Origin of the sequence: Variovorax sp. J22G73 (assembly GCF_030317035.1) — a bacterium.
Taxonomy (GTDB): Bacteria; Pseudomonadota; Gammaproteobacteria; order Burkholderiales; family Burkholderiaceae_C; genus Variovorax.
The window spans coordinates 15,106-32,375 of record NZ_JASZYK010000001.1 but is presented as its reverse complement, the minus strand read 5'-3'; the positions used below and the strand labels follow the sequence as shown (position 1 = coordinate 32,375).

General features: G+C 69.1%; 18 protein-coding genes. 9 read left to right on the top strand and 9 right to left on the bottom strand.

Annotation, left to right across the window (positions count from 1 at the left end):
- Position 1: 1 nt before the first annotated feature.
- Genes QTI51_RS00165 through QTI51_RS00155 form a run of 3 tightly spaced genes read right to left on the bottom strand, consistent with a single transcriptional unit; the run spans position 2 to position 2,170 of the window.
- Positions 2-1,003 (bottom strand): FAD binding domain-containing protein, encoded by a 1,002-nt coding sequence (locus QTI51_RS00165; protein ID WP_286513595.1) that lies wholly within the window; start codon positions 1,001-1,003, stop codon positions 2-4.
- Complete coding sequence (locus tag QTI51_RS00160; RefSeq protein WP_286513597.1) at positions 996-1,685, bottom strand: (2Fe-2S)-binding protein; 690 nt, start codon at positions 1,683-1,685, stop codon at positions 996-998. The genes QTI51_RS00165 and QTI51_RS00160 overlap by 8 nt, the downstream gene beginning before the upstream one ends.
- A gap of 29 nt (positions 1,686-1,714) precedes the next feature.
- The gene (locus QTI51_RS00155) at positions 1,715-2,170 is read right to left on the bottom strand and encodes a DoxX family protein (RefSeq protein WP_286513599.1); all 456 of its coding nucleotides are present in this window, start codon (positions 2,168-2,170) and stop codon (positions 1,715-1,717) included.
- A gap of 115 nt (positions 2,171-2,285) precedes the next feature.
- On the opposite strand from QTI51_RS00155, the gene QTI51_RS00150 reads away from it, so the two are divergent.
- Positions 2,286-3,191 (top strand): LysR family transcriptional regulator, encoded by a 906-nt coding sequence (locus QTI51_RS00150; protein ID WP_286513601.1) that lies wholly within the window; start codon positions 2,286-2,288, stop codon positions 3,189-3,191.
- A 14-nt stretch (positions 3,192-3,205) separates the two neighbouring features.
- On the opposite strand, the gene glmS is transcribed toward QTI51_RS00150, so the two are convergent.
- Positions 3,206-5,095 (bottom strand): glutamine--fructose-6-phosphate transaminase (isomerizing), encoded by a 1,890-nt coding sequence (glmS, locus tag QTI51_RS00145; protein WP_116914192.1) that lies wholly within the window; start codon positions 5,093-5,095, stop codon positions 3,206-3,208.
- Between the two features lie 150 nt (positions 5,096-5,245).
- Between glmS and QTI51_RS00140 the strand changes: the two genes are divergently transcribed.
- The gene (locus QTI51_RS00140; RefSeq protein ID WP_286513610.1) at positions 5,246-5,728 is read left to right on the top strand and encodes an Lrp/AsnC family transcriptional regulator; all 483 of its coding nucleotides are present in this window, start codon (positions 5,246-5,248) and stop codon (positions 5,726-5,728) included.
- 24 nt (positions 5,729-5,752) lie between these two features.
- Here QTI51_RS00140 and glmU read toward each other — a convergent pair whose 3' ends face one another.
- Positions 5,753-7,198, bottom strand: a complete 1,446-nt coding sequence (gene glmU / locus QTI51_RS00135; protein ID WP_286513611.1) for a bifunctional UDP-N-acetylglucosamine diphosphorylase/glucosamine-1-phosphate N-acetyltransferase GlmU — start codon at positions 7,196-7,198, stop codon at positions 5,753-5,755.
- A 31-nt stretch (positions 7,199-7,229) separates the two neighbouring features.
- Here glmU and QTI51_RS00130 point away from each other — a divergent pair, with 31 nt between their 5' ends.
- The gene (locus QTI51_RS00130) at positions 7,230-8,084 is read left to right on the top strand and encodes a DUF6279 family lipoprotein (RefSeq protein WP_286513614.1); all 855 of its coding nucleotides are present in this window, start codon (positions 7,230-7,232) and stop codon (positions 8,082-8,084) included.
- A gap of 42 nt (positions 8,085-8,126) precedes the next feature.
- Here QTI51_RS00130 and QTI51_RS00125 read toward each other — a convergent pair whose 3' ends face one another.
- A complete protein-coding gene (locus tag QTI51_RS00125) occupies positions 8,127-8,897 on the bottom strand; it encodes a Crp/Fnr family transcriptional regulator (protein ID WP_286513617.1) in 771 nt (256 codons plus the stop codon).
- Between the two features lie 91 nt (positions 8,898-8,988).
- On the opposite strand from QTI51_RS00125, the gene QTI51_RS00120 reads away from it, so the two are divergent.
- Positions 8,989-9,420 carry a BLUF domain-containing protein gene (locus QTI51_RS00120; RefSeq protein ID WP_286513619.1) on the top strand — a complete coding sequence of 144 codons (432 nt, stop codon included), beginning with the start codon at positions 8,989-8,991 and terminating at the stop codon, positions 9,418-9,420.
- Between the two features lie 86 nt (positions 9,421-9,506).
- On the opposite strand, the gene QTI51_RS00115 is transcribed toward QTI51_RS00120, so the two are convergent.
- A complete protein-coding gene (locus QTI51_RS00115) occupies positions 9,507-9,824 on the bottom strand; it encodes a DUF2917 domain-containing protein (RefSeq protein WP_116914188.1) in 318 nt (105 codons plus the stop codon).
- 180 nt (positions 9,825-10,004) lie between these two features.
- Here QTI51_RS00115 and QTI51_RS00110 point away from each other — a divergent pair, with 180 nt between their 5' ends.
- Positions 10,005-10,988, top strand: coding sequence for a LysR substrate-binding domain-containing protein (locus tag QTI51_RS00110; RefSeq protein ID WP_286513623.1), 984 nt, complete (start codon positions 10,005-10,007; stop codon positions 10,986-10,988).
- A 26-nt stretch (positions 10,989-11,014) separates the two neighbouring features.
- On the opposite strand, the gene QTI51_RS00105 is transcribed toward QTI51_RS00110, so the two are convergent.
- Complete coding sequence (locus QTI51_RS00105; RefSeq protein ID WP_116914186.1) at positions 11,015-11,632, bottom strand: 5-formyltetrahydrofolate cyclo-ligase; 618 nt, start codon at positions 11,630-11,632, stop codon at positions 11,015-11,017.
- A 9-nt stretch (positions 11,633-11,641) separates the two neighbouring features.
- On the opposite strand from QTI51_RS00105, the gene QTI51_RS00100 reads away from it, so the two are divergent.
- From QTI51_RS00100 to QTI51_RS00090, 3 genes are all read left to right on the top strand, one after another.
- Complete coding sequence (locus QTI51_RS00100; protein ID WP_286513626.1) at positions 11,642-13,684, top strand: lytic transglycosylase domain-containing protein; 2,043 nt, start codon at positions 11,642-11,644, stop codon at positions 13,682-13,684.
- Between the two features lie 37 nt (positions 13,685-13,721).
- The gene (locus QTI51_RS00095) at positions 13,722-14,276 is read left to right on the top strand and encodes an MgtC/SapB family protein (RefSeq protein ID WP_286513628.1); all 555 of its coding nucleotides are present in this window, start codon (positions 13,722-13,724) and stop codon (positions 14,274-14,276) included.
- 132 nt (positions 14,277-14,408) lie between these two features.
- Positions 14,409-15,092 carry a glutathione S-transferase family protein gene (locus QTI51_RS00090; protein WP_286513631.1) on the top strand — a complete coding sequence of 228 codons (684 nt, stop codon included), beginning with the start codon at positions 14,409-14,411 and terminating at the stop codon, positions 15,090-15,092.
- 31 nt (positions 15,093-15,123) lie between these two features.
- Here QTI51_RS00090 and QTI51_RS00085 read toward each other — a convergent pair whose 3' ends face one another.
- Complete coding sequence (locus QTI51_RS00085) at positions 15,124-15,849, bottom strand: OmpW/AlkL family protein (RefSeq protein ID WP_116914182.1); 726 nt, start codon at positions 15,847-15,849, stop codon at positions 15,124-15,126.
- A 164-nt stretch (positions 15,850-16,013) separates the two neighbouring features.
- Here QTI51_RS00085 and QTI51_RS00080 point away from each other — a divergent pair, with 164 nt between their 5' ends.
- Positions 16,014-17,198: a multifunctional CCA addition/repair protein gene (locus QTI51_RS00080; RefSeq protein WP_286513634.1), complete on the top strand. Its 1,185-nt coding sequence runs from the start codon at positions 16,014-16,016 to the stop codon at positions 17,196-17,198.
- Positions 17,199-17,270 lie beyond the last annotated feature (72 nt).

Sequence of the window (17,270 nt, the reverse complement as noted above, 5' to 3'; positions counted from 1 at the left end):
TTCAGCTCCTTTCCTTGGCCAGCATGAGTGCGTCTGTCACGGTCTCGATGCCCAGCGCCACCTTGAAGCCGTTGTGTTCGAGCGGCACGGCGCCCTCGAACGCCAGCTCGGCCGCTTGCCGCGCCGCCGCCCGCGTCAGCGGCTTGCCCAGCAGGCTGCGTTCGGCCTGCAGGGCGCGCCACGGGCGCGTGGCGACGCCGCCGAGCGCGATGCGTGCGTCGGTCACCCGGTGGCCCTGGCCCTGCAGGTGCACCGCGACGGCGGCCGACGTGAGCGCGAAGGCATACGACTCGCGGTCCCGGACCTTGTGGTACGACGACGCGCGCCCCACGCCGCTGCGCGGTACGCGGATGCGCACGATGAGTTCGTCCGACGCCAGCACCGTCTCCAGGTGCGGCGTGGCGCCGGGGGCGCGGTGCAGTTCGCGCACCGGCAGGCTGCGTGCTCCGCGCGGGCTCACCGTGTCGACCATGGCGTCGAACGCCGCCAGCGCGACGGCCATGTCCCCCGGATAGACCGCCACGCAGGCATCGCTGCCGCCCAGCACGGCATGGCCGCGGTTTTGCCCGCCCAGCGCCGCGCAACCGCTGCCGGGCACGCGCTTGTTGCACGCGAACTCGGGGCTGCCGCGAAAGTAGGCGCAGCGCGTGCGCTGCAGCAGGTTGCCGCCCACCGTCGCCATGTTGCGCAGCTGCTGCGAGGCGGCCTTCCACAGCGATTCCGACAGGGCCGGAAACTCGCGCAGCACCACCGGGTCTTCGGCGACGTCGCTCATGAGCGCGAGCGCGCCGATGCGAAGCTCGCCACGCGCGCTGGCGTCGATGTCGCGCAAGCCCTCGATGCGCGTGATGTCGATCACCGTCGACGGCGCCTCCACGCCGAGCTTCATCAGGTCGAACAGCGTGGTGCCGCCAGCGATGTAGCGCGCGCCGGGCTGGTGCTTCGACATCAGTTGCACGGCCTCGTCGATGCCGAAGGGACGCAGGTAGGCGAAGTCACGCATGGCGGCCTCCTCGCGAACGTGGTTCCGCCGCCATCTTCGGTGCGGCGTCGCGAATGGCTTCGAGGATGCCCGCGTAGGCGCCGCAGCGGCAGAGGTTGCCGCTCATGTACTCGCGGATCTGCGCGTCGCTGGTGGCGTGGCCCTCGCGCACGCAGGCAATGGCCGCCATCACCTGGCCCGGCGTGCAGTAGCCGCATTGCAGCGCGTCGTGGTCGATGAAGGACTGCTGCATCGGGTGCAGCGTGCCGTCGGGTGCCTCGACGCCCTCGATGGTCGTGACCGCGCAGCCGTCGGTCTTCACGGCCAGCGTGAGGCACGACGCCACCCGGCGCCCGTCGACGTGCACCGTGCAGGCGCCGCACTGGCCGTGGTCGCAGCCCTTCTTTGCGCCGGTGAGGCCCAGCTGTTCGCGCAGCACGTCGAGCAGGGAGGCACGCGGCTCCAGCTTCAGCGCGTGAAGCGTGCCGTTGACGGTCACGCGCGTGTCGCTGGTGCCTTCGTAGGGGTTGGCGACGGCAGAGGCCGCCGCGGTTGCGTCGGTTGCGGCAGCGGCCGCGGGGGCGGCTGCGACCGTGGCGGTGGCGGCAGTGGCGGCGGTGGCGGCGGCCGTGCTCATCATGAAGGTGCGCCGGTTGAGCGCGGCCCCGGCGTTCGCCGCCGGCCGTGTGGGTGTGTTGTTCATCGTGGAGTCTTTCTGGCGGAAGGTGCGCTTCAGACCTCGCGGCCGCGCCAGGCGTCCAGCGAGCCCCGCCCGCTGCCGTGTGCGCCGAGGAAGAAGGCGACGAAGGCGAGCATCAGCGGGTACTCGAAGCCGCGGTCGATCCAGGGAAACGTCGGCCCCAGGATCCAGCTGATGACCAGCATCTGCACGGTCACCATCGCCGCCACGATGCGCGTGAACAAGCCCAGCGCAATCAGCAGTCCGCCCACGCCTTCGAGCAGTGCGATGAACACGCCGATCAACGGCGCGGCCGGCAGGTGCAGCACGTTGGCGATGAGGTTGACCGAGCCCGCCATCGGATCGGCCATGCTGCCGTGGCTGCGGCCCAGCAGTTTCGGCAGGCCGTGGGTCATGAGCATCAGCCCGAAAGCGACTCGAAGCAGCAGGTAGCCGATGGGTTCGAGGCGGTCGTACAAGCCTCGCAGGCCGGGAAAGATGAGTGACATGGTTGCGTCCTTGGAGTGCAAGGGCGAGTTTGTCTATTCCCCCGCGTTGAATAAAGACGGCAGAACTGCCAACATAATTCAACCGACCTCAACAATCACCGACGGAACGACCCCCATGGACCGCTTCGACGCGATGCGGCTGTTCACCCGCATCGTCGAGCTGGGCAGCTTCACGCAGGCTGCCGCCGCGCTCGACATGCCGCGTGCCACGGCCACCCACGCCATCAAGGAGCTCGAGGCGCGGTTGCACGTGCGCCTGCTGGTCCGCACCACGCGCCAGGTGCGCACCACCGTCGACGGACAGGCTTACTACGAACGTTGCCGCCACCTGCTGCGCGAGCTGGAGGACGCCGAATCGTCGCTGGCCGAGCTGTCCATCAACCCGCGCGGACGGCTGCGCATCGACATCCACGGCGCGCCGGCCAACGAGCTGGTGCTGCCGCGCATCGGTGAGTTCCATGCGCGCTACCCGCACATCGAGCTGGCCGTCGGCAGCGGCGACCGGCTGGTCGACCTCGTGCGCGAGGGAGTGGACTGCGTGGTGCGCGCGGGCGAGCCCAAAGACTCTTCACTGGTCACGCGGCGGCTGGCGCTCATTCCCCAGGTGACGGTGGCGAGCCCCGCGTACCTCGCCGCGAACGGCACCCCGTTGCAGCCGGCGGACCTGGCGCGGCACTGGGCGGTCAATTTCTTCTCGGCATCGCGCACGGACTTCTTTCCGTTCGACTTCGAAGTCGACGGCCGTGCGGAGACGCACATGCTGCGCAGCTGGATCAGCGTGAACAGCGCCGACAGCTACAAGACCTGCGCGGAGCAGGGGTGCGGAATCATCCAGGTGCCGCGCTTCCATGTCGAGCGGCAGCTGCGCGCGGGAACGCTGGTGGAGATCCTCGCCCACACGCCCTGCCCGCCGATGGTGTATTCGGTGCTCTATCCGCACCACCGGCAACTGTCTCCGCGGGTGCGTGTGTTCATCGACTGGGTGACCCAGCTCTACGACGAGTGTTTCGGCCCGCGTTGAGCGAGCCGCCACCCTCACTCCACCGTCACGCTCTTCGCCAAATTGCGCGGCTTGTCCACATCGGTTCCGCGCGCGCACGCCGTGTGATACGCCAGCAGCTGCAGCGGCACCACGTGCAGGATGGGCGACAGCGCACCGTAGTGCTCGGGCATGCGGATCACGTGCAGGCCTTCGCCGCTCTTGATCTGGGTGTCGCCGTCGGCCAGCACGTAGAGCACGCCGCCGCGCGCGCGCACTTCCTGCAGGTTGCTCTTGAGCTTTTCGAGCAGCGTGTCGTTGGGGGCCACGGCCACCACCGGCATTTCGCTGGTCACCAGCGCGAGCGGACCGTGCTTGAGCTCGCCGGCGGCGTAGGCCTCGGCGTGGATGTAGGTCACTTCCTTGAGCTTGAGCGCGCCTTCCAGCGCGATCGGGTAGTGCAGCCCGCGGCCCAGGAAAAGCGCGTTGTCCTTGCGCGCGAAGTCTTCGGCCCAGCCGATGATCTGCGGCTCCAGCGCCAGCACCGACTGCAGCGCGACGGGCAGGTGGCGCATCTCCTTCAGGTAGCGCGCCTCGTCCTCGTCGCTCAGGCGGCCCTTGGCCTGCGCGAGCGCCAGCGTGAGCAGGAACAGGCCCGCCAGCTGCGTGGTGAAGGCCTTGGTCGACGCCACGCCGATCTCCACGCCCGCGCGCGTGATGTACGCCAGCTTGCACTCGCGCACCATCGCGCTGGTGGCCACGTTGCAGATGGTCAGCGTCTGCTCCATGCCGAGCGAGCGCGCGTGCTTCAGGGCGGCCAGCGTGTCGGCCGTTTCGCCCGACTGGCTGATGGTGACGACCAGCGTACGCGGGTCGGGCACGGAGTCGCGGTAGCGGTACTCGCTGGCGATCTCGACCTGCGTGGAAATCTTCGCGATGCCTTCTAGCCAGTACTTGGCCGCGCAGCCGCTGTAGTAGCTGGTGCCGCAGGCGAGGATGAGGACCTTGTCGATCTCCTGGAACACGCGGTGCGCGCTGGCCCCGGTGCCGCCGTTTTGCCCGATGCCGTCGAACAGCTCGGGCACGATGCCTTCCACGCCCTCGAGCGTGTCGCCGATGGCGCGCGGCTGCTCGAAGATTTCCTTCTGCATGTAGTGGCGGTACGGGCCCAGCTCGGCCGCGCCGCTGTGCGCGTGCACGGTGCGCACCGGGCGCTGCTCGGCGGACAGGGGCTTGTGGTTCTTGTCGACGATCCAGTACTTGCCCGGCTGCAGGTCGACCACGTCGCCCTCTTCGAGGTACACGATCTGGTCGGTCACACCGGCCAGGGCCATGGCGTCGCTGGCCAGGAAGTTCTCGGTGCCGTCCTTGCCCGCGCCCAGGATCAGCGGCGAGCCGGCCCGCGCACCGACCACGCGCTGCGGCTCGTCGCGGCAGATCACGGCAATGGCGTAGGCGCCGTGCAGCTGCAGCACGGCGGCCTTCACGGCCTCGAACAGGTCGCCGTCGTAGAGGCTGTCGACCAGGTGGGCGATGACCTCGGTGTCGGTCTGGCTCTCGAACACGTAGCCCTTGGCCTCGAGCGCGGCGCGCAGGGGTTCGTGGTTTTCGATGATGCCGTTGTGCACGAGCGCGATGCGCCCGGGCCGCGCGCCTTGCGCGCCGGCACCGGGGCCGTGGCTGAAGTGCGGGTGCGCGTTGTGCACCACCGGCGCGCCGTGCGTGGCCCAGCGCGTGTGGGCGATGCCGGTGAGGCCTTCGACCTTGTCGTCGTGCACCTGCGTCATCAGGTCCGCCACGCGCGAGGTGGTGCGCGCGCGTGTCAGCCCGCCCGCGTGCACCGCCACGCCGCACGAGTCATAGCCGCGGTATTCGAGCCGCTGAAGGCCCTGGACCAGGACCGGAACGATGTTGCGATGGGACGCTGCCCCGACGATGCCGCACATGGTGAGCTGCCTTTGATGAAGAAGAGGATGGAGGGAAGGCCTCGATGGTAGGGAGACGGGGAAGAAATATGTTTTCCAATTTCTTATGATTTCGGACTTTTATTTCTTCACATCATCCGTTTGGATTTTTATTCCATAATTTCAACCAATATGGAATCAATATCGCTGGATTCAACCGACCTTCGCTTGCTCGACGCCTTGCAACGCGACGCGTCGCAGACCAACCAGCGCCTGGCCGCCGACATCGGCATCTCGCCCCCCACCTGCCTGCGCCGTGTGCAGCGGCTGCGCGAGGTCGGCCTGATCGAGCGGCAGGTGGCGTTGCTGTCCCCCGACCGGCTCGCCGCGGTGCTCGGCCATGGTCTTCAGGCGGTGGTGGAGATTTCGCTGGACCGGCAGGACGCGGCCTCGCTGGACGCCTTCGAGGCGCGCGTGATTGCGGACGACGCGGTGCAGCAGTGCTGGCGCGTCTCCCCGGGGCCGGACTTCGTGCTGGTGGTGGCCGCGCGCGACATGCCGGACTACGGCGCCCTCACGCAGCGGCTGTTCACCGCCGATGCGAACGTGCGCAACGTGAAGGCTTTCTTCAGCCTGAAGCGCGCGAAGTTCGAGCCCGGGATTCCGTTGGGCTGAAGCCTGTACGGCCCCGAACAAGATTCAAGCCTTGGGCGCCTTCTGAGGCCGCTTCCAGTTGGCGAAGCTCACCTGCTTGCCCCGCGCCACCGTCAGCGCGCCCGGCTCCGTCGACTTGTTGAGCGTCGACCCGCCGCCGATGGTCCCCCCCGCCCCGATGGTGATCGGCGCCACCAGCACGCAATTGCTGCCCACGTGCACGTCGTCGCCGATCACCGTGCGGTGCTTGTTGGCGCCGTCGTAGTTGGCCGTGATGCTGCCCGCGCCGTAGTTCACCCGCTCGCCGACCGTCGCGTCGCCCAGGTAGGCCAGGTGGTTGGCCTTGGCGCCCGCGGCCAGCGTCGAATTCTTCACCTCGACGAAATTGCCGATGTGCACCTCCGCCCCCAGTTGCGCCCCCGGGCGCAGCCGCGCGAACGGGCCCACCAGCGCCCCCGCCCCCACGCGCACCCCGGCCTTCTCGCCGTCGATGTGCGTGAACGGGTGAATCACCGCGCCCGCCTCGATGCGCGCGTTGGCAATCACGCAGTTCGCGCCGATGCGCACGCCCTCGCCCAGCCATACCGCGCCCTCGAACACGCAGTTGACGTCGATTTCCACGTCCGCCTCGCATTCCAGCGTGCCCCGCAGGTCGAAGCGCGCCGGGTCGGCCAGGCGCACGCCCTGCGTCATCAGCGCATCGGCCTGGCGCAGCTGCCAGGCCCGCTCCAGCGCCGCCAGCTGCGCCGGGCTGTTGATGCCGGCCACCTGCAGCGCATCGGTGGTGATGTGCGCCACCACCGGCACACCGTCGGCCGCCGCGAACTTCACCACGTCCGTCAGGTAGTACTCGCCCTGCGCGTTCTGGTTGTCCAGCCGCGCCAGCCAGCCCTTGAGCAGGCGCGCCGGCACCGCCATCACGCCGCTGTAGATCTCCTGGACCGCGCGCTGCGCCTCGCTGGCGTCCTTGTGCTCGACGATGGCCGTCACCTCGCCGCCCGCGCTGGAGCGAATCACGCGGCCGTAGCCGCTCGGGTCGTCGAATTCGATGGTCAGCAGCGCCAGGCGCTCGCCGGCGCTGGCCGCGATGAGCGCGCGCAGCGTGTCCTCGCCGATCAGCGGCACGTCGCCCGACAGCACCACCACCGTGCCGTCGTCCGCCAGCAGCGGCGCGGCCTGCTGCACGGCGTGGCCGGTGCCCAGCTGCGGCTCCTGGCGCGCGAAGCGCTGCGTGGCGCCGGGCGTGGTGGCCGACGACGCGGCCATGGCCGTCATCGCAGCCTCGACCTGCGCCGCGCCGTGCCCCGTGACGAACACCACATTGCGCGCGCCGATGCGCGCGGCCGTGCCGGCCACATGGGCCAGCAATGCGCGGCCGCCCAATCGATGCAACACTTTGGGCAGCTTGCTCTTCATGCGCGTGCCCTTGCCGGCCGCCATGATGACGACGTCGATCGGCCCCTGGTTGTGTTGTTGCGGAGTCTGGTTCATGCGTTTTTCTTCCCGAATTCGTTGCGCTGCGGTGGCGCGGATTATCGGCGTGCTGTGCCTCGCGGCCGCCCTGGGGGCTTGCAGCGCGATCAAGCTCGCCTACAACAACCTGCCCACGGTGAGCTACTGGTGGCTGGACGGCTACCTCGACTTCGACAGCGAGCAAAGGCCCAAGGTGCGCGACGAACTGGCGCAGCTGCTGGCCTGGCACCGCCAGAACGAGCTGCCCCGGCTGAGCGCGATGCTGCAGGACGCGCAGGCACTGGCCCCCGCCGAAGTGACGCCCGAGCAGGTCTGCGCCATGGCCGACCGCATCCGCGAGCGCCTGCTGGCCGTGAGCGAGCGCGCCGAGCCCGCCGGCACCGAGCTGGCGCTGAGCCTCACCGACGCGCAGCTGCAGCAGCTGGAGCGCAAGTACGCCAAGAACAACGCCACCTACCGCAAGGACTGGCTGGACCGCACGCTGGCGCAGGTGCAGGAAAAGCGCTACGACCAGTTCCTGGACCGCGCGGAAGATTTCTACGGGCGGCTGGGCACGGAACAGCGCGACCTGCTGAAGCAGCAGGTCGCGCAGTCGGTGTTCGATCCGCGGCTGGCCGACGCCGAGCGCCGCAAGCGCCAGCAAGAGGCGCTGGTGCTGCTGCGCGGCTTCGTCGCCGGCAAGCCTTCGCCGGCCGAGGCGCGCGCGGCGCTGCATGGCTACATCCAGCGCATCGCCGAGCCGCCGCCCGGTCCCTGGCACGACCAGCAGCAGGCGCTTTTGCAGGAAGGGTGCCGCAACACGGCGGCGCTGCACAACAACACCACCGCGAGCCAGCGCGCCCAGGCGGTGCGCCGGTTGCAGGCCTACCAGGACGACCTGCGGCAGCTGGTGGCCGCGCGCTGAGCCGCCGCGGGCAGCGAGCCGGCGGCGCTCAGACCGACGGCACTAGATCAACGGCGTGGGGCGCATCGGGCGCTCGAAGTAGTCGCCCAGCGTTTCCAGCGCGTGCGGCTCCAGGATGCGCAGCCAGCCGGCGTCGATCTTGTAGAGCCCCAGGCGCTGCAGGCGCCGCAAGGTCTTGTTGGTGTGCACCAGCGACAGCCCCAGCGCGTCGGCGATGTGCTGCTGGTTGAACGGAAACTCGACCCAGCCGTCGCGCACCAGGCCCACGCGCTCGGCGCGGCGGTACAGGTGCATCAGCAGCATGGCCACGCGCTCGCTGGCGTTGCGTCGGCCGGCGGTGACGAGGTTGTCGTCGACCATCTTTTCCTCGCGCGCGGCCAGCCAGGTGATGTCGTAGCCCAGCTTGGGCTGGGCATGGAACAGGCCCCAGAGCCGGTCGCGCGAAAAAGCGCACAGCGTGACGTCGGTGACCGCCTCCACGCCGTGGCTCTGGCCGTCCGCAAATTCGTCTTGCAGGCCGACGAAGTCGCCGGGCAGCAGAAAGCTCAGTATTTGCCGGCGGCCGTCGCTCAGCGTCTTGTAGCGAAAGGCCCAGCCCGAGTAGAGGGTGAAAAGCTGCGGGCTGCGGCGGTGCTCCTCGATGATCGCGCCACCCGGGGCGATGCGCCGGGCACCGACGCGAAACGACTGGATGGTCTTGAGTTCTTCCTCGGAAGCCGGAAGAAAAGCCTCCAGCCTGCGCAGCGCGCAGTCGTCACACGGGTTGACGCCTTGGGGGGGAGGCGCGGCGGCGGGGTAGTCCTCGAATTTCACGCTTCACTATAGGCGCTCGGGCTGTGTCTTTTGACATTTCGCGACGTCCGGTGGGTACCTACACTGCGCTCGCCCTTCGCTCCCACGCCCCATGACAGACGCAAGACCAGACGCCAGAACAGACGCCCGACAGCCGCTCTTCGAAGTCCTTTACTGCAGCACGCTCGCACCCGACCTGCCCCCGACCACCGTGGGCTCGATCACTTCAAGGGCCCGCGCGCGCAACCTGGAACGCGGCATCACCGGCCTGCTGGTGTTCGACGGCCAGCGCTTCTGCCAGCACCTGGAAGGTCCTCGCGACGCGGTCGACGAACTGATGGCGCAGATCGAGAAGGACCCGCGCCACACGGACATCCGCGTGGTTCACGCCGCGCCGCTCGCGGTGCGCCGCTACACGGGCTTCGGCATGGGCCTGGCCGAAAGCGAGGGGCCCGACCTGATGGCGGGGGTGCATGTGCTGAATGGGGAGGTGGCGCTGCGGCACTTTCTGGCGCTGCTGCCGAGCTTCGACATCAACGGCTGAAGCCCGGCCAAGGTCCGGGGTCGAAAGACGCTTCAAAAAGAAAAAGGCGGCCGAGGCCGCCTTTCGAGCTCCTGGAGGCCGAACAATCAGGCGTTGTCCCAGCTGTAGGTCGCGCCGTAGCCGTCCCACGCCTCCATCACGATGCGCTGGCCCGCGGCCACCGTCAGCGATTCGCCCGGTGCGAGCACCAGGTCTTCGCTGGGGCTGGCCAGGGTGGCGTCGGGCGTGATCCACACCCGGCCCTGCTTCACCCGCAACACGCTGGCCGTGCGCGCCTTCAGGCTCATTGCCTCGCCAGGGGCGATTTGCCAGGCACCGCGGCGAACGGCCGGCGGAACGGCGGCGGTGGTGCGGGTGGCGGACAGGGGCGAGAGCGATTCGGTGGTGCAGACGGCGGTGGACATGTTGAAACTCCTTGGGGCTTCCGAGGCGCCGGCCGGTCAGACAGAGAAGGGCAATGGCGCAGTTCGGAAGTGAATGATCGTTTCCGGCGCGCGAATGGTCCAATGAAAACGAGGTAGGCTACTGATGCGGGTTTCGCATCAATCGGTTTGGACATCCCCCGCACTCCTGAACTTACATTCATGCAGCATTCGCAAACCCACCTGCGCTCCCGCCCGATTTCCGCCGGCCACCTGCGCGCCTTCGAGGCCGTGGCCCGGCACCTGAACTTTCGCGCCGCCGCCGAGGAAATGGCCCTGACCCAGTCGGCCGTGAGCCGACAGATCCAGTCGCTGGAAGAAGAGGTGGGCGTGGCCCTGTTCCTGCGCCACACGCGGGCCGTGGAGCTCACCAGCGCCGGGGCGCTGTTGCTGCTGGCGGTGCAGCAGTCGCTGCCGCGCATCGACACGGCCGTGCGCCAGATTCGCCAGAGCGCGGGGCGCCAGAGCGTGTCGCTGACCACCTTCGCGTCGTTCGCGTCGATGTGGCTCATTCCGCGGCTGGAGGCCTTCCAGCGCGACAACCCCGAGATCGACATCCGCATCGACGCCAGCGACGTGGCGGTCGACCTCGAGGTGGCCGACGTGGACATCGCCCTGCGCTACGGCCCGCGCGAGACCATGCCGGCCACGGCCGTGCGCCTGTTCGGCGAAACGCTGACGCCGGTGGCCAGCCCCTGGCTGCTGAAGAGCAACCCGCCCATCAAGACGCCGGCCGACATCACGCGCTTCACGCTCATCGAGGCGGGTGACGCGCACCGCACGCACCTGGAATGGCTGACCTGGCGGCGCTGGTTCGAGGTGAACGGGCTGGAGCGCGCGAGCCCCAAGCGCTGGCTCTACTTCAACTACGCCTACCAGATGGTGCAGGCCGCGCTCACGGGCCAGGGCATCACGCTGGCGCGCAGCTCGCTGATTGCCGAGAGCCTGGCCAACGGCGACCTGGTCGAGGTGCTGCCGCAGCACCGCATGGATTCACCGATGGCGTATTGGCTGATCGCCGGTCCGCGCAACGCGCTGCGGCCCGAAATTCGCGCCTTCTGGGACTGGCTGCAGCTGCAGGCCGCGACCACGCGCGAAACGATCGGCGAGGTGCCCGACCCAGACACCGTCGACAACATGGACTGAGCTGAGCCGGTTCAGCTCAGCTCAGCTCAGCTCATCGGCCAGACGACCCCGTTGTCGTTCAGGATGGCGTCCAGCGGCAGGTCGTGCGCCTCGGGCTCGAAGTCTTCGAGAAAGCCGTGCGTGAAACCCAGCCCCACGGTGAACGGCCGGGGCTCCAGCGCCGCCAGCGTGCGGTCGTAGAAACCGCCGCCGTAGCCCAGCCGGTAGCCGCCCGCGCTGTAGCCCACGCAGGGCACGAACAGCAACGTCGGCACGATGAGTTCGGTGTCCTTGGGCTTGGGAATGCCGTAGGCGTCTTCTTCCATCTGGCAGCCCGGGTACCAGGCATGGAAGGTCAGCGTCTTGTGAACTTTGTCGATCACCGGCAGTCCGATGCGGCGGCGCTGGGACTCTTCCATGAGCTCGCCGTCTTCCTTCCAACGATGCAACGCAGGCAACGGATCGAACTCGCCCTTGATCGGCCAGTAAGCGCCGATGACGGTGTCGGGCCGCCCGACCAGCCAGATGCGCATCACGCGCTGCAGCAGGTCCGCGCGTGTCAGCCGGTCCGGCATGGCCAGGCGTTGTTCGATCAATGCCTTGCGCAGTTGATCCTTCAGAAAACTCGCCGTCGCCGAGGTGTCGGCATCCTTTGACTTGTCCATAATCCCCCGATGCAGTTCCCAAGCATTTTGGCACCCCAGCGCTACCGCCCGCGCCCCTCATTGCGCAGCACGGCACCGGCACTGGTCTTTTCCGCTGTCCTGGCCCTCGCGGCGTTGCTTTCCCATCAACCCGCCGCGGCCCAGGTCAACACCAACGACGACGTGCTGGTGCAGATGAAGCAGGCCTTCCAGCGCGGCGACAAGGCCCGCCTGACCGGCCTGCTGCCGCAGGCACGCGGCCATGCCCTGGAACCTTGGGCTGCCTACTGGGAACTCAAGGCGCGGCTGCAGGAAGCCGCCCCCAACGAGGTGCAGGACTTCTTCGCGCGCTACCCCGGCACCTACCAGGAAGACCGCCTGCGCAACGACTGGCTGCTGCTCACGGGCCAGCGCCGCGACTGGGACAACTTCTCCGCCGCCGTCGCCGGCTTCCGCATGGGCGACGACCCGCAGGTGCGCTGCTACGCCGTGCTGGTCGACGCGCTGCGCAGCGGCACCGCCACGCAGGCCCAGGCCGACGAGGTGCGCCGCAACTGGTTCAGCCAGAAGGAAGCCGACGACGGCTGCCTCACCGCGGCCGACCGCATGTTCGCCGCCCGCCTGCTCGCGCCCAACGACGTGTGGAAGAAGGCGCGCCTGGCCATGGAAGCCAACCGGCCCCAGGCCGCGCGCGCCGCCGTCACCATGGCGGCACCCGATGCGCTGCCGCTGTTCGAGGAGCTGAACGCCAGCGCGGCCAAGTTCCTGACCGGCCGCGCCTTCGTGGCCGCCAAGTCGCGCAAGGAGCTGGTGGTGCTGGCGCTCGTCAAGGTCGCCATCGCCGACCCCGAGCAGGCCGCCACGCAGCTCGACAGCAAGTGGGGCCCCATGCTTTCGGCCGAGGAGCGCAACTGGCTCTGGGGCACCATCGGCCGCGCCGCGGCGCTGAAGCTCTGGCCGCAGGCCGGCACCTACTTCGCCAACGTCACGAAAAACGCCGACCTGTCCGACGACATGCTGGGCTGGCGCGTGCGCGCCGCCCTGCGCGCGGGCCAGTGGAAAGAGGTGGCGCCCGCCATCAACGCCATGAGCGAAACCGCCCAGCTCGACCCGACCTGGGTCTACTGGAAGGCCCGCGCACTGGCCACCGAGCGCAGCGAAGAGCGCCGCGCCCAGGCCCGCGAGCTCTACCAGAGCATTGCCGGCTCGCGCGGCTTCTATGAAATGCTGGCGCTCGAGGAGCTGGGCCAGCGCACCGTGGCCGCCACCCGCCCCGCCCCGCTCACGCCCGAAGAAAAAGCCGCCGCGCGCGCCAACCCGGCGCTGGCCCGCGGCCTCTACGCCATCGCCATCGGCCTGCGCCCCGAAGGCACGCGCGAATGGAACTACGCCACCAACCTGCACGACAAGGGCGGCATGGACGACCGCGCGCTGCTGGCCGCGGCCGACTTCGCCTGCCAGCGCGAGGTGTGGGACCGCTGCATCAACACCAGCGAGCGCACCAAGGGCGTGGTCGACGTCGAGCAGCGCTTTCCCATGCCCTTCCACGACACGGTGCTGCGCAAGGCGCAGGACATCGGCCTGGACCCGGCCTACGTGTACGGCCTGATCCGCCAGGAAAGCCGCTTCATCATGGACGCCCGCTCCGGCGTGGGTGCCTCGGGCCTGATGCAGGTCATGCCCGCCACCGCGCGCTGGACGGCCCGCAAGATCGGCCTGACCGACTTCTCGCCCGGCCAGATCAACGACCGCGAGACCAACATCACCATCGGCACCAACTACCTGAAGCTGGCGCTGGACGACTTCGACGGCTCCATGGCGCTGGCCGCCGCCGCGTACAACGCCGGTCCGGGCCGCCCGCGCAGCTGGCGCAACGGCCCGGTCGTCGAGGCCGCCATCTGGGCCGAGAACGTGCCCTTCAACGAGACGCGCGACTACGTGAAGAAGGTGCTGGCCAACACCACCAACTACGCCGCCATCATCAGCGGCCGCCCGCAGTCGCTCAAGGAGCGCCTGGGCCGCGTGGGGCCGCGCGACGCGGCCGAGCCCGAACCGAACAAGGACCTGCCCTGAGGTCGCGACATGAGGTCCGCGACATGAGGTCCGCGCCATGAGCTGGCACGACGAAGTGCTGGCCACCATCGCGTCCGAGTTCTCGGACGTGACCGATGTGGCGCAGCTCACGCGCATCGTGCTGCGCCTGACGCTGGCGGCGGTGCTGGGCTTCGTGCTCGGCTTCGAGCGCGAGCAGCAGGGCAAGGCGGCCGGCGTGCGCACGCACATGCTGGTGGCCATCGGCTCGGCGATGTTCGTGCTGATTCCGCAGCAGACCGGCATCGTGCCGGCCGACATGAGCCGCGTGATCCAGGGGCTGGTGGCGGGCGTGGGCTTCCTGTGCGCGGGCACCATCCTGAAGCAGGGCAAGGACGAATCGCATGTGCAGGGCCTGACCACCGCCGCCGGCCTGTGGATGACCGCAGCCATCGGCATGGCCTGCGGGCTGGGGCGCGAGGCCACCGCCGTGCTGAGCGCGCTGCTGGCGCTGGCCGTGCTGTCGCTGGTGCCGCGCCTGGTGGGCCTGCTGGAGCGCGCCTTCGGCAACGCGAACGAAGCCGGCGCGCAGGCGCGGGTGATCGCCTCGCCGGAAGACACGCCGCGCCGCTGAGCGCTGGCGCACGCCGAGGCCCGGGCCCGGGCCCGGGCATCAATTCGCGCCGCGTTCGGCATCAATGCCGCGGCGGCGCGCCGCTAGCATCGAAGGCTTTGTTCTCGCATCGCAACATACCGGAGGCCCCTCATGCGCAAGCTCTATATCGGCAACAAGAACTACTCGTCGTGGTCCATGCGTCCCTGGGTGCTGATGAAGCAGGCCGGCATCGCGTTCGACGAGGTCATGGTGCGCTTCGACTCCTTCGACGCCGACTCGGCCTTCAAGAACGCCATGGCCGCCCTCAACCCCGTGGCCAAGGTGCCGGTGCTGGTCGACGGTGACCTGGTGGTGTGGGACACGCTGGCCATCGCCGAGTACCTGGCCGAGACCTTCCCCGAGAAGCAGCTGTGGCCCGCCGCCGCGGCCGACCGCGCACGCGCGCGCAGCGTGTGCGCCGAGATGCATTCGGGCTTCGGCGGCCTGCGCGGCCACTGCGGCATGAACATCGAGGCCTCGCTGCCCGAGGTGGGCGCGCGGCTGCTGAAGGAACAGCCCGAGGTCGCCAGCGACCTTGCGCGCATCGTGCAGATGTGGAGCGGCCTGCTCGACGCGCACGGCGGGCCGATGCTGTTCGGCGGCTTCGGCATTGCCGACGCCTACTTCGCGCCCATCGGCACGCGCATCAAGACCTACGGGCTGCCGGTGCCGGCGCAGATCTCTGACTACATCGAGCGCGTGCAGGCGTTGCCGGGCATCAAGGCCTGGATCGACGACGCACTGGCGGAAAAGGATTTCCTGCAGTTCGAAGAGCCCTACCGCACGGGGCGGTAAGGCTTTCGAACAGAGAGAGGGAACGAGGCGGTCAGAACCTGTAGGTGGCCGCCACGTACGTGACGATCGGGTTCAGCTTCAGGCTGGCTTCGCTCGTGGCCACGGGCGTGCCGTAGATCGAGGTGGTCGTCAGCTTGGCCTTGGTCTTCAGCGGAATGTAGGACACCGAGAACGACACGCCCCAGTGCTTGTCGAACTGGTAGGCCGCGCCCACGTTGATGACCGGTGCGAACGAGCTGTCGAGCTTGGCCGTGGTGTTCACCGCCAGCGGCGACTGGCGGAACTGGCTGGCCAGCGCGCCCTGCAGGTTGGAGGTCAGCTTGACGTCGCTGTACCAGACATAGGTCGCGCCCAGCCCGACGAAGGGACGGAAGGCGTCGGTGCCCTCGTTGAAGAAATACTTGCCCAGGATGGTCGGGCTCCACTGGCGCGCCTGGCCCAGCTCGCCCACGCGGCCCAGCGTGCCGGTGCCGTTGAGCTTGAACTTGGGCGGCACGCCGAACACGCCTTCCACGGCCCAGTGGCTGTCCAGGAAGTACGTGGCGTTCAGGCCCAGGGTGTCGGAGTCGCTCACGCTCGCGCCGGAGCCGGCCAGCACCGCCGGGAACGGCGAGGTCACGGTCAGCGGCTTGCTGGAATCCTGCGGTGACAGATGGAACCAGCCTGCGCCCACGACCCAGTCGCCGGCCTGTTGCGCCATGGCGCTCCCGGACGCGAGCGCGCCCAGAGCCGCCAGCGCAATCATTGTTTTCTTCATGATGTGAATTGCTCCTTTGGTTGAAAGATCCCTCTGCGGATTCGGGCGACGGCTTGTGATTGCCGCTTGAAACCGCTCGTTCGACGAATGATTGCCCGGTCCGCGGGGCGATTATCGAACGACCGTTCTTTTTTACGAGTGAGGAGAATCCCTACACTGCGCCGATGCATATTTTTCTCGTCGGCGGCGCCCTGCGCGACCGCCTGCTCGGGCGCCCCGTGTCCGACCACGACTGGCTGGTGGTGGGCGCCACGCCCGAAGAAATGACGGCCCGCGGCTACCTGCCGGTGGGGCGCGACTTTCCGGTGTTCCTGCATCCGCGCACGCGCGAGGAGTACGCGCTGGCCCGCACCGAGCGCAAGAGCGCGCCCGGCTACCGCGGCTTCACGGTGCACGCCGCGCCCGACGTCACGCTCGAGCAGGACCTGGCCCGCCGCGACCTCACCGTCAACGCCATCGCGCTGCCGGCCGGACACGTGAGCGCCGACGGCCGCTTCGACCCCACGCCCGATCACCTGGCCGACCCCTTCCACGGCCAGCGCGACCTGCGCGACAAGGTGCTGCGCCACGTGACCGACGCGTTTCGCGAAGACCCGGTGCGCATCCTGCGCGTGGCGCGTTTCGCGGCGCGCTTCGACGACTTTTCCGTCGCGCCCGAGACGATGGCGCTGATGCGCGAGATGGTCGCCGCCGGCGAGGCCGACGCGCTGGTGGCCGAGCGCGTGTGGCAGGAGCTGTCGCGCGGGCTGATGGAGGAGCGCCCCTCGCGCATGTTCGAGGTGCTGCGCGACTGCGGCGCGCTGGCCGTGCTGCTGCCCGAGGTCGATCTGGCGGGCCGGTTGATGAACGTCGTGGACACCAGCGCACGGCTGCGCGCGTCGCTGGCCGTGCGCTTCGCGTGCCTGGTGAACGACTTCGGCAAGGCCACCGCACCCGCCACGCCCGACCTTGCGCCGCTGCACGCGCTCTGCGACCGCTGGCGCGTGCCCGTGGACATCCGCGAGCTGGCCGAGGTGGTGGCGCGCGAACGGGGCCACCTGCACGACAGCGACGCACTGGACGCCACGGGCCTGATGCGCCTGCTGGAGCGCTGCGACGCCTTCCGCAAGCCCGCGCGCTTCACCGAGGCGCTGCTGGCCTGCGAATGCGACGCGCGCGGCCGACTGGGGCTGGCGGAAGAAGCCGCGTACACGCCAGGGCAGCGGCTGCTCGCGGTGCTGGCGACGGCCGCCGCCGTGCCCACCGACGTGGTGGCGCGCGCCGCGCAGCAGGCCGGCGCGACCGGGCCGAAGATCGGCGAGGCGATCCACCGGGCACGCGTCGAGGCGGTGGCCGCGTCGCTGGCCTGATCCGCAGGAGTTCCGGGTCTTGCTCCTTCCCCCTCTGGGGGAAGGCTGGGATGGGGGCAGGACTTCGATGAG